Annotated in this window: 9 protein-coding genes and 1 pseudogene; 5 read left to right on the forward strand and 5 right to left on the reverse strand. The window is 61.1% G+C overall.

Annotation, left to right across the window (positions count from 1 at the left end):
* On the forward strand, window positions 1-656 hold a 656-nt coding region (tnpC, locus tag JSE7799_RS06110), incomplete at its 5' end, for an IS66 family transposase (RefSeq protein ID WP_144431582.1).
* 131 nt (window positions 657-787) lie between these two features.
* The gene (locus JSE7799_RS06115; protein ID WP_055662833.1) at window positions 788-1,159 is read left to right on the forward strand and encodes a hypothetical protein; all 372 of its coding nucleotides are present in this window, start codon (window positions 788-790) and stop codon (window positions 1,157-1,159) included.
* A 209-nt stretch (window positions 1,160-1,368) separates the two neighbouring features.
* Here JSE7799_RS06115 and JSE7799_RS06120 read toward each other — a convergent pair whose 3' ends face one another.
* Together JSE7799_RS06120 and JSE7799_RS06125 are read right to left on the reverse strand one after the other, a co-directional pair.
* Entirely contained in the window at window positions 1,369-2,409 is a 1,041-nt protein-coding gene (locus tag JSE7799_RS06120; protein ID WP_055662834.1) for a hypothetical protein, read from the reverse strand.
* Between the two features lie 193 nt (window positions 2,410-2,602).
* The gene (locus tag JSE7799_RS06125; RefSeq protein WP_245624818.1) at window positions 2,603-3,289 is read right to left on the reverse strand and encodes an SOS response-associated peptidase; all 687 of its coding nucleotides are present in this window, start codon (window positions 3,287-3,289) and stop codon (window positions 2,603-2,605) included.
* 488 nt (window positions 3,290-3,777) lie between these two features.
* Here JSE7799_RS06125 and JSE7799_RS06130 point away from each other — a divergent pair, with 488 nt between their 5' ends.
* Together JSE7799_RS06130 and JSE7799_RS06135 are read left to right on the forward strand one after the other, a co-directional pair.
* On the forward strand, window positions 3,778-4,170 hold the full coding sequence (locus JSE7799_RS06130) for a recombinase family protein (protein ID WP_055662836.1): 393 nt from the start codon (window positions 3,778-3,780) through the stop codon (window positions 4,168-4,170).
* On the forward strand, window positions 4,167-5,957 hold the full coding sequence (locus JSE7799_RS06135) for a recombinase family protein (RefSeq protein WP_055662837.1): 1,791 nt from the start codon (window positions 4,167-4,169) through the stop codon (window positions 5,955-5,957). The genes JSE7799_RS06130 and JSE7799_RS06135 overlap by 4 nt, the downstream gene beginning before the upstream one ends.
* Here JSE7799_RS06135 and JSE7799_RS06140 read toward each other — a convergent pair.
* The gene (locus tag JSE7799_RS06140; protein WP_144431583.1) at window positions 5,914-6,531 is read right to left on the reverse strand and encodes a hypothetical protein; all 618 of its coding nucleotides are present in this window, start codon (window positions 6,529-6,531) and stop codon (window positions 5,914-5,916) included. The two genes, JSE7799_RS06135 and JSE7799_RS06140, sit on opposite strands and share 44 nt — an antisense overlap.
* Window positions 6,528-7,877, reverse strand: coding sequence for a plasmid recombination protein (locus JSE7799_RS06145; protein ID WP_055662839.1), 1,350 nt, complete (start codon window positions 7,875-7,877; stop codon window positions 6,528-6,530). Before JSE7799_RS06145 ends, JSE7799_RS06140 begins: the two co-directional genes overlap by 4 nt.
* Window positions 7,878-8,342: 465 nt before the next feature.
* On the opposite strand from JSE7799_RS06145, the gene JSE7799_RS06150 reads away from it, so the two are divergent.
* The gene (locus tag JSE7799_RS06150) at window positions 8,343-10,796 is read left to right on the forward strand and encodes a hypothetical protein (protein ID WP_055662840.1); all 2,454 of its coding nucleotides are present in this window, start codon (window positions 8,343-8,345) and stop codon (window positions 10,794-10,796) included.
* Between the two features lie 515 nt (window positions 10,797-11,311).
* Here the strand turns inward: JSE7799_RS06150 and JSE7799_RS19600 are convergent.
* Window positions 11,312-11,567 (reverse strand): annotated as a pseudogene (locus JSE7799_RS19600) (transposase domain-containing protein); the annotation flags it as partial.

Here is an 11,567-nt window from a genome sequence, read left to right on the forward strand (position 1 = left end):
TCAATGGCACGATCCAGGTCGATGCCTATGGCGGCTACACGCATCTGGCCAAGCCAGATCGCAAGGGCGGCAAGCCGTTGAAGCTGGCTTTCTGCTGGGCCCATGGTCGGCGGAAGCTGATCAAGGCCAAGCCGAAGAAGGGGTCACCCATCGTCGACGAGGCGCTGGTGCGCATCGCTGCGCTCTACAATGTCGAGGATGCCATCCGCGGCTCGGAGCCCGATCATCGCCGGGCGGTCCGCCAGAACCTGTCCCGCCCACTGGTCGATGAGTTCTTCACCTGGCTGGCCGCCCAGGCCGCGCGCATCTCGCGCAAATCCGAGCTTGGCGAGGCGCTCGCCTACATGCTCCGGCGCCAAGACGGCTTCCGGCTCTTCCTCGACGATGGCCGGGTCGATATGGACTCCAACCTCGTCGAGAACGCGATCCGCAGCCCGGCCATGAACCGCCGCAACGCGCTGTTTGCCGGGCACGATGACGGCGGTCGATCATGGGCGCGCTTCGCCAGCCTGATCGGCACCTGCAAGATGAACGGCGTCGAGCCCTATGCCTACCTACGCGATCTCTTCACCAAGCTCGCCAACGGCCATCTCGACAAGGACATCGACGCGTTGATGCCATGGGCTTACGCCGAGGCGTCCCACCCCTCACAATGAGCTCATCCGGGAGTCCTCAGTGAGCTCACTCTGAGCGCGCACAAGGGCGAAAGCGGCAGCCGGATACGCCGAGCGATCCCGACCGCAAGCGAAAACCCAATGGGGCCGAGACGGCGCTTACACTGCACGGAATGGATCAGCACCTGCTGTCCCACGTGCTACCGCATCTGGGCGCGACCGCGCGTGAGGTGGTTCGGGACCTCCTCGAGGCTCTCGATGTAGAGGAAGGAATCGACCCGAACATCGCCTACTATGTCGACGCCGCAATCGCCGAGGTCCGCGCCGCCATCGTCGCCGGAACGGCTCAAGAAGAGGTCGCCATCCCGCGTGAGCGCCTGATCGGATGCACAGAGGCGTTCGAGACAAGCACATCGGTCAGCCCGGCCGCGGAGGCGCTCAGCGCCGCGTTGCCGCCGCTCGTGGCCCTTTACAGCGCGCTCCGACAGGCACTCGACTTCGCCGCGGCGATCCGGCTGAGCATTCAGTTGCTCCACCCGAACTGAACCGGCGGCGCCCCGCGGGGCGCCGTTCTTGAGGGCCGCGAGGTCCCCTGCCGGGACTGGATCCCCCGGAAGCTGACGCGCCGGCGACCAATGCTCCGTCGCTGCTACGACGACGCCGGCGCGTCTGTCTTTCTTGCCGCATAAGCGACCCGCAACTGCCGTCTTTACCAAATGCAGCGGATGTCGGGACGGAGCCGAATTGTCCAGAACTACTGCGCCAGATCGTCCTCGATTTCCGCCATATCAGCTCGATATTCCTCCCAAGCGGTATGGTTTGTCACGTCGATGTCGATCTCCAAGTAGTCGTTCCGGACACGCGTTAGAATGGCTTGGAGGGCGTCCTCCATATCGCTCGCGGCGGCTTCGATGCGGTCCCAACGAGCAGACCCCACGTCTCCGGCTCCACCTGATATGCGGTCCGTGAACACGTGCCCTTTGGCGCCCCGCATGTCCGTATAGGCTTCGCCCTCGGACATGGCTCGCCACCACCCATCCCGCAAGGCCACAACAGCTTCAGCCAATCGGTTGTCATAAAGGTGAAACGAGCTGCTATCTGCCACTCCGCAGAAGTAATAGTAGAACCAAACGTGACGGTCCAAGATATGTTTCGGGAGCATAGAGACAATCTGTGACACCGTTGGCACGTGAAGATGCTCCATCAGCCATCGAACCATCCGAATGTCGCGTTGCCGTTCGACCTGTTGGCGCGAAAGACCGCGTTCCTCCGCTGGCCGTTTCGGGTCTTGCTCAATGATGTCCCGAAGCGCCTTCACGATGAGCTTTTCCAGCGCGTGCCGCCCGGATTCATCCATCTTGTCGGTCATAATGTAGCTGGACAGGCGGTTCTGCTCGAAGTCGAACGGCACCTCTCCCGAGAGTGGCTTCCCGTTGAACAGCAGCACCGTTCGCCTCCAGCCAACGGTCGCGACTCCGAAACCCAACTCAAACGTGACGTTCGGGTTCGGACAGCACCGTTCGGCTCCCTTCGGCGTGATTGTGGTGATGTCCGCGACCACGATATCGGCCTTTTCAATCCTCTCTTGGACGTCGATAGCAATGTTGGGCGCACCACTACTGCCGCGCAGAGCCTCGTCGATCACGATTTTCATCTGCGGATATCTCTTTCCGAGCGTTTTCCCCGCGTTCCGAAGTGCGTTGCGGATGGCATTGCGATGCGTGGCGGGGCAGAGATCGCTCTGCCAACAATTAAAGATTGTAATCGTCTTAATAGGCTCACAATCGTCGGTCATCGATTCATCCTTTGATATCCGCGTGGTCCTACGGACAGTGGGAGAGCACAACCCAGTGTGCTTCATAATATATGTTTAGTAGCACGTCACACTGAAGCGGACTTCTAACATCCCACAGCGAAGGGCACTCGCTTGCAAAGCCATGGTTCAGGGTGGCATTTGCCGAGCAGTTTTAGACCTTTAATCTTGGCCGTCATATTTTCGTAGGATCCTGCCGCTCCCCTTCCGCCACGACTTCGGGGACATCGTCCGGCACCGGCCGTTGCAGCGCCTTCGCCTCGTCGAACGGCGCCGCCAGCCAAGCCTCCCATTCCTCTGGCTCGGTGAGGATAACGGGCATGGCCTTGGGATGGACGGCGCCGACAATGCCGTTCGCCTCAGTGGTCAGGAAGCCGTAGAGGTCGGCCTCTACCTCCCCCTCCTTGAGCTTGCGCACGGAAGTCCAGCGGGTCCAAATCCCCGCGAAGAAGGTCAGCGGTCGATCCTCGCTGCGCGCGAACCAGACGGGGGTTCGCGACTTATCGGGCTCGACGCGATACTCGGAGAAGCTGGTGAAGGGCACGAGGCAGCGGTGCTCGGGCCCAAGCCAGCGCCGCCAGTGCGGCGAACCGACGTTGCGGATGTTGGTGACGCCCGGGTCCGTCTTGCGGGTCTTCAGCGCGAAGCTCGGCGACGGCATACCCCACCGCATCATCACGAGTTCCCGGCCCTCCTCGCCCATACGGATGACGGGCGCCGACTGATCGGGGAAGATCGCGGGCTGCGGAGCGAGGTTGCCTGTTCGGTCGGTCCAGACGCTGGCGATCTCCCGGATGGCCGCCTGGCCCTTCGACAATGAGTAGAGGTTGCACATCCGCCCTGCCCCGCTGCGCCGCGCCACGTCGACCCGTCGCGCATCTCGGGCGAGTTGATCACGCAATCGAACAGGAGCCAACATGTCCGCTTGCCGTCGCCGAACGCGCCTCTTCGTGCGCCGCCACCCGAGCCTGCTCGTGCGCGCCGCCCTCGTGCTGTTGCTGGTGGTGCACGCTGCCCTGCTGTTCCAATGACGCAGGCGCGCCCACGGGGGTCTCCCGTGGGCGCTATGGTCACCGGTGCGCGAAGGCTCGGGTAGGCGTCCGCCACGTCGGTTGCTTGATGCCCGAACAGGAAAGGACTCCGCCGATGCCGCTCGACAGACTGATAGACCTTCTCGCAGAAGCCGCGGTCCGCAAGCTCTCGCAGGAGCGGGAACAGCAGGAAGCAACACCTGACGCGATATGGGCAGTCTGGCGGCAATGGATGAACAAAACCCGAAGAACCGCCTGACGCCTCAACGTTTCGCTTACCCGATCCGACTACCCCTCACCCAACCCGGAAGGATACCCAATGATTGCTGCCCTCTATCTCCGTTCCGCCGTCAGTGATGATGACGCCATTGCCGAGCAGCGCCGGCTCTGCACCGACTACGCTGAAGCGCGCGGCTGGCGCATCCTTGATGTCATCGTCGACAACGGCGTCGGCGGGATAGGGGTTGCCCGCGGTTTGACGGTCCTGCGGGACCGCATCGCGAACGGCGATGCACAGGCCATTATTGCGACGGACCTGGCGCGCATTTCGCGCGACCCTTGCCACGCTCACGCTTTCGCCCGGTTCTGTCGGCAGCACGGTGCCGACCTGTGCATCGTTGAGCATCCGATCGGCCTCGATACTCTACTGGACCTCACCGACAGCGTCGCCGACTACGACAAGCTCTACGCCGAACGGAAGAACCGCCTGTGAACCACCATCCGACTGAGCAGAGCACCCGCCGCGTCGCGATCTACGCGCGCTTCTCGACCGACATGCAGAACCCGAACTCGACGCGCGACCAGATCCGCAACTGCCGTGAGCTTGCCGATGCCAAAGGTTGGCAGGTTGTCCAGACCTTCGAAGATTCCGGCATCTCAGGCTCCAAGCGCAATCGGCCCGCTTACAAGAAGATGCTCCAAGCGGTGAAGAGCGAACTCGTTGATGTCGTGCTCGCCGAAGGTCTCGACCGGCTGAACCGGAGCCAGGAACTGTCGGCGAACCTGTTCTCGATCTGCGATTATGCCGAGGTCGAACTCCACACGATCGCCGAAGGGCGCGTCGACGAGATGCACATCGGCATGAAGGGCACGATGGACGCGATGCAGCTCAAGCGCATCTCGCAGGAGACGCATCGTGGGCTCAAGGGCCGCGTCAAAGACGGTCTCTCCGGCGGCGGCCTCAGCTACGGCTATCGAATACCGATCGACCCGGCGACCAGCCTGCGCCGAACCGGCCAGCTCGAAATCTACACGGAAGAGGCGACGATCGTGCGACGCATCTTCAGTGAGTTCGCGGACGGAACGTCTCCCCGCGCGATCGCACACCAACTCAACGCGGACGGAATCCCTTCTCCGCGTGGCGGCGCTTGGAAGGTCAACACGATCTACGGGAACGCCGGGCGGGGGACCGGTATCCTCAACAATGAACTCTACGCGGGAACGCGCGTGTGGAACCGCCTGCGCTACCGTGAGAACCCAGACACGGACCAGAGGGTGTCCCGGCGGCGTCCCGCTGCCGAGATCATCCGGGTCGATGTCCCTGACTTGCGGATCGTCGACGCAGAGCTCTGGCAATTGGTGAAGGCGCGGCAGGCCGGACAGCGGAAGACGCTGAAGGAGGCTGCGCCAGTGGCCTTGCGCCGGCGCAAGTATCTGCTGTCGGGCCTGGTGCGCTGCGGCTGCTGCGGGGGCAACATGACCGTCGCCGGCTCAGGCAATCGCCGAGCCTATTACTGCGCCAACGCGAAGGAGAAGGGCCCGACGATCTGCACCGGAATGCCGGGTCTGCGCCTTGACCGGCTTCAGCCGCTGGTGCTCACCGGCCTGCGCGACGGACTCTTGACCCCGGAAGCCGTGGGCCGCTTTCGGCGCGCGTTCACCGCACGACAAGTTGAGGAGGATCGCGATCGCGAGTCGCGGGACGCCGGCCTGCGGAAGGCGCTCGCCAAGGCGCAGAAGGCCATCGCCGGCTGCATGACCGCGATCTTGGACGACCGCGCCACGCCGACGATCTACAGCGCGCTGGAAGAAGCCGAGGCCAGGAAGAAGGCCTTGGAAGAGCAGCTCGCCGATCTATCGTCGGCGACCCCGGAGATCACGGCCGATCTGGCCGACCTCTACCGCGCTCAGGTGGACGCACTCGCGGAAACGCTCTCGGATCCGGAGGTCGTTCATCGAGCGTCGGAGATCTTGGCTGAGCTGATCGAGCGGATCACGATCCGACACGACACCGAACTTGGCCATATGGCGCAGCTGGAGGGCAAGCTGTTGGGTCTGCTGGGCTTCGCAGACAGCAAAAACGCCGCTGCCCTTTCGGGAGCGGCGTGTTCGCTAAAGCTGGTTGCGGGAGCCCGGTTTGCACTTTGGCGAAAACGACGCTGCTCATCCCGGTTGCGCGATGAGCGGTATGGTGGGCGGAGGGACGTCTCGGCGCCCCCTGCCCGGCCTCTGTCCGTCAGGAAGCGGAAGCGCCCTCCGGCGCATCAGCTTCCGGCATAGCCTTCGCCGCCTTGCCATCGCGCTCGGCAGCCTTGGCGGCAGCGCGCTCCTCTTCCTCGGCGGCAAGAGCCTCTTCCGCATCCGCCTCTTCGTGCATCTCGTCGACGACCTCCGGACGCAGCGGGTGCGTCGCGATCCGGCGGCGGTTCGCCGCGGTCGCCAGCCGCTCCAGCCCGAAGAAGAATGCTGCCAGCACCTCCTCGTCCATCGCGGCGATGAACTCCGGCATCGTGTCGTTGATCGCCTTGGTGCGCAGGCGGTCCTGGTTGTCCGCCTTCTTCGCCTGCTTGCCGAGCGAGCGGCGGAGCGTCGCCATGGCCTTCTCGGTGGCCGCGGTGTCGGGGAGGTCCTCGACCTGCTGGCGCTTCTTGCGCGAGGCTTTGGAGGCGGCGAACTCGGCGTTGAGAAAATGGGTCATCGTGGTGTCCTTTAGCGATCTTGTGGCCTCCGCGGAGGTCCAGGTTTCAGGGGCACTCTCTGGTGCTGGCCGGTAGATCGCTCTCTTCCCGGCGATCGAGTCATGGGTTTCGCAGTTTTTTTCGCCGATTTTTCGTAAGCCACTGATACTGATCACAACTTTTCTTCGTCCCTGGGCTCCGCACATCCTGACGGGGCCGATTTCAAGCCGACAGACGTCGTGTTCGACCGCCGATCCAACTTGCGGAGCATCGCTGGGATGGTGCGCCGGATGCCGGCGATCAGCGAGCGTGTCTCTGGCGGCAGGTGCCGCGTCGCCTCGACGATTACTGCGTCCGCTTCCTCGATCTGTTTCATCGCGTCGGACACACCGGCCGCGGCCTCTGCATGCGCCGTCTCATGCGCCTGCCCAAACAGGCGGCCCCACGCGCGCCCGAATACGCCCGCCGCACGAGCGAAGCCCTTGGGCGATCTCCGGCGCAGATCTTCAAGCACGCTCTGCGACGGCTCCGATTGGTTGAGCACGGGCGCGTCGACCAGCTTCTGCTCTTCGCTCTCGACCTCTGCCACGAAGGCACCGGAGGCCACGCCTTCCGCGACGGCGAGCACCGTTTCGGCCTCGTCCTCCCGCTCGGCCACGTCCGCAGTGCGCTGTTCCAACGCAGCCTTCTCGGCCTCCAGCGCCTTCGCTTCCGCTTTCAGGCGCAGTTCTTCCTCGACCCGCCATTTCCACGTCTTTGCGTGATACCGGCGCTTTGGCGGCTTCTCCCCGTTCTCCCTCGCCTGCCGGATTTCTTTCGCGCGGCGTTCGCCGCGAACCAGCCCGAGGTCGGCGAACCACTGGCCGACGCTGTCCTGCGCGGCCTCGTAGTCCTTGATCAGCGGGTGAATCGACGGCTGGAGCATCCGCCGAGTCGCGGTAGCCGTAGGAACCTTCGCCTTGGGCTTCGCGATCTCCACCGTCGCTCTCGGCATGATCACCGCGTGGATGTGGTAGGCAGCCTCGTCCCGGTCCGCCCGTGCGTGAATGACATCCTCCCGGAAGTTTTCGATCAGCCAAGCCTTCGCGAGTTCGCCAAAAGCCTTCTCGCGCTGGTTCTCACCCTCGCCAAAGAAGCCGGAAAGATCTTCCGCGAACCAGTCTTTGTTGACCGTCAGGATGACCTCTCGCATCGGCCCGTGCCTTGTGGCGCGCCACGGTTGCTTCGGTCCCTCAACGATCCGGCGCTCGATATCCTTCTTCCGGTTGCGCTTCTCCAAGGACTCGAGCTCGGCCGCGAAGTTCTCGGTGGTCATCTCGCGGATCTCGGCAAGTGCAGTCGCCGCCCAGTCTTCCGCGCCGATCAATGGCGGGCCGTTCAACTCAGTCCGAGACTGATTGACGTGGCTGAGATCGCCGCCCTTCCGCAGCCGATGGGCTTCGTAGCCCGCAAGGTGGTGAGGGTAGAGCCCCCCGAACCGCAGCACCACGGGGTAATCTGTCTTGATGTTTGAACCGTCCATCGGTGATCTCCTGAACCAAGGAGGTCAGGAGTTCGGTCGATGACAGAGGATCGGGAAACGGGTGTTCGCAGCGGCCAGTGCCGCCACGTCACGCGGCGTCCCAGGCAAACATCGGCCACAAGATGGCCTTGTAAGCTGGAGCGCAAAAGGAACGGAAACGAGCGACAACCGCACGGACGCCCGTTCTATGCCCTCCTTAGAGCCGCAACAGGACGACCGATCACTCTGTGCAGCGTCAACGCAGTCACGTAGTCCCCCAACGCCCTCGCCTGGGCCCGTCGGCACCCCGAAGCACGAGAATTGGTCGCAGTTGTCGACCGCAGAAGAAGTTCAAGGTTGGTTTGTCAACTGCGATCGACGAGATTGACTACGAGTAGCAACGCTGTGACACATAGATGGCAAAGCCTTAATGAAAACTGAACAAATGCACATAGCTAAGAAATATTCCAAAGCCGAGGGCGGGACTTGACCACAGATCTTACTACGCTGACGCAGATTCTTCTCGCAGAAAGCGCCAACGAGGCCGAGACGCGCCACAAGATAATCGACCAAGTCTTGCACCCGCTCCTCGCGTGGCCTCGAGCGCTAACCAAAGTCGAGGAGTATATCTCCCCTGGGTTTGCTGACTATGTCCTAACGAAGCCAAACGGGGACTTTCTATTCCTCGTTGAAGCCAAGAAAGTAGGGAAGGCTTTCGAACTTCCGTTCCCGCACAACGAAGGCGAGACGCACTGCTACATAGACATCAAGACGCTCCTCTCGAACCAAAACATTCGAGAAACAATGCGCCAAGTCAGAGACTACTGCATGGACGTCGGCTGCGAATACGCCGCGATCACGAATGGGATCGAATGGGTTGCGTTCAAGTGTTTTGAAAAGGGCAAAAGATGGGATCAACTCAAGGCTTTCGTTATTAGGAGCCCAAAGTTCTTCGAAGAAGACGAAATAAAGGCGAAGAACGCGTTTTCCTACATCGCGATAACGGAGCACTCCTCCCTCACTACAACCCTGTCCAGCACTCCTCCGGGGGACCGCCAAGTCTTTGTTGCTAAAGATCGCGTTTCTGCTTACTCGCATCCGATTTCGGCAAACCGCTTGGCATCAGCACTCCGCCCCATTGCCAGCAGGCATTTCGGCGTCATAGCAGACGAGCAAACGGAGCTTATGGATCGCTGCTACGTCACCGACAGGAACTTCACCCAAGTTCTTTCTGGGATGCGCTCGATCATCAAAGACTCCCTCACTCCATATTTTGAGGAATACGGGGTAGAACAGCTGGAGGATACTGGCAAAGGCGGTGCCGTCGGGGGCAGAATCACAAAAAACATCAAGAACTCCCGGGGCGGTGAAGTCTTGGTTCTTTTCGGCGGCAAGGGTGCCGGCAAGTCGACTTTCATTCGCAGGCTTTTGAAGCACACTCCTCCACGATGGCTGAGAGAGAACGCGATTTCAGCGGTCGTCGATATGTTAGACGTGCCAGAAGAAAAATCACGAGTTCACTCGGAAATTTGGAAACGACTCGTATCCGGCCTTGATGCAGACAAGACTCTCTTAGCTTCACGAGAGACGCTTCTCCGCGAGCTCTTTTCGGATAGGTTTGAGACAGCCTCGCGCCAAGAGTTGGCCGGTTTGTCGCGCTCCAGCGACTTGTACAATGATCGCCTAAATGGCTTAGTAGCAAGCTGGAAGGCGGACATGGAATACTGTGCAGTGCGCTTGGCCGACCGCTGCAGCAAAGCTGGAAAAGGTGTGGTAGTCGTAATCGACAACACCGATCAATACAGCGGCCCCATCCAAGACTATTGCTTCACGACCGCTCAAGAAATAGCCCGGAGCCTGTCTTGCGTCACACTGATCTCGATGAGGGAAGAACGCTTCCACAACTCGAAGATACATGGCGTACTCGACGCATTCCAAAACTCCGGTTTCCACCTGAGCTCACCAAAGCCGTCGACAGTTTTCTTGAAAAGACTGGAGTACACGATCGAGCTGCTACGGGACGACGCGCGCCGCGGCGAGATTACCTATATGACGGATCCAGCGCTGATAGATGACTGCTGCCGATATCTGGAAATCGTTGCGAGCGGCATCGGAAACAGCGAGTCCCCGCTAAATAGCTTTCTTACGGCTTGTGGACACGGGGATATTCGCCTGACCCTGGACCTTTTCCGGTCCTTCCTCCTATCTGGTTATACGAACGTGCAAGAGATGCTTGATGTGGGAAGGTGGAACTTCCAAATCCACCAGGTGATCAAGCCAGTGATGGTTCCGACCCGGTATTTTTACGACGAGCAATTGAGTGACATTCCAAACATATTTCAAGCACGGCACAACCGTCTCGCCTCTCACTTTACAAGCTTGAGGATACTCAGGCGCCTATCCAAGAATATCGGCTCTGGATCGTCAGACTTCGTTGCGATGGCCGAACTCAGAGCTTATTTTTCGGAAAGATTCAGAATGCTCGGGGACTTCAATCTCTGCATGGACGTTCTGCTGCGCCATGGCTTCGTCGAGGCGAACAACCGCCTCGACTACTTTGATGAAAGTGTGGATAGAGTTCGGGTAACGAATTACGGTCTATACATGCTCAGCAATCTCGCATTTACCTTTACCTATCTCGACTTGGTCTGCGTAGATTGCAACTACTATGACGAAGAGTCGTGCAACAGCATTACCAGCTACGCGAATGAAGAGTATAGGCTGTTTACATCGCGCGCTCGCGCGGACAGAGTAAAGGTCAGGCTTGATCGCACCGAGTCTTTCATTTCGTATCTTGCGAATGAAGAGAAAAGAGAGATCGAGCTTTTCGAGCTAAGTATCCCCGAAGGCGAGAGCTTCGGTGAACGTCTTCAGGCGTCCTTCGGTGACGAGAAGCAGCGTGTGTTGGCAAGTGCCGCGAAGCAGAAGTACAACAGATAGAAATCAAGCGGGACGTGCGCATCATGACGACTAAAGCCTCGTTTGACGAAGTGCTGCTTGCGGGTTTCGCTGCGTCGTCACGAATGTTGCGCAGGAAGATACTCACTAATCAGCTGGCACTCCGGCCCTTCGGGCCTGCGTTCCAGCTGTCGTTCGCCGGGGGCTGACGCCCCCGGACCCCGGCGCCGCTGATGCGCCGCTCGGGAGACGCTCCGCCCTCCCGAACCCGCCAAGGGCCTTCAGCCGGACCAGATTGCGCGCCGCCCCTCTGGACACCCAGGGCAGGATCATCGTTCGCCACTCCCCCTGCACCCCTTGGCGTCTCCCGACAGGCTCGGGCGCGTTCTGCACTACCCGAGACCCCAGCGCCCGGAGGATGCCGCTCCGCGCTCGCCTCCGACCCCCCCCCCGCTCCCGGGGAGACCGTTCCGCACATCTCCCCGAACCCCGCTTCGCTCGTCTCCCGACGGGATCGAGAAGGACAGTAAGCGCCCGGTTCTGACCGCCTTGTAATTTCAGGCAGCTTCGCTCTGCGTGGTTCCGGCGGCTTTTGGCGTCCAGTTCCAGGGCAGCAACTCGACGAGGCGGTTGTTCTTGTGATCGTGGATGCGGTCGAGGATGTCGGCGAGGTAGGCTTGGGGATCGAGGCCGTTCATCTTCGCGCTCTCTATGAGCGTCATCGCCCGCGCCATGGTTTCGCCACCCGTGTCCGATCCGGCAAATAGCCAGTTCTTCCTTCAACACCCACTCGGCGCATGGCGCGCTCGGCGG

This window comes from Jannaschia seosinensis (assembly GCF_001408515.1).
Classification (GTDB): domain Bacteria; phylum Pseudomonadota; class Alphaproteobacteria; order Rhodobacterales; family Rhodobacteraceae; genus Jannaschia; species Jannaschia seosinensis.

Bases quoted from the DNA above. Each gene is read 5' to 3' on its own strand.
- JSE7799_RS06115 (WP_055662833.1), top strand. From the start codon at position 788: ATGGATCAGCACCTGCTGTCCCACGTGCTACCGCATCTGGGCGCGACC.
- JSE7799_RS06120 (WP_055662834.1), bottom strand. From the start codon at position 2,409: ATGACCGACGATTGTGAGCCTATTAAGACGATTACAATCTTTAATTGT.
- JSE7799_RS06130 (WP_055662836.1), top strand. From the start codon at position 3,778: ATGATTGCTGCCCTCTATCTCCGTTCCGCCGTCAGTGATGATGACGCC.
- JSE7799_RS06145 (WP_055662839.1), bottom strand. From the start codon at position 7,877: ATGGACGGTTCAAACATCAAGACAGATTACCCCGTGGTGCTGCGGTTC.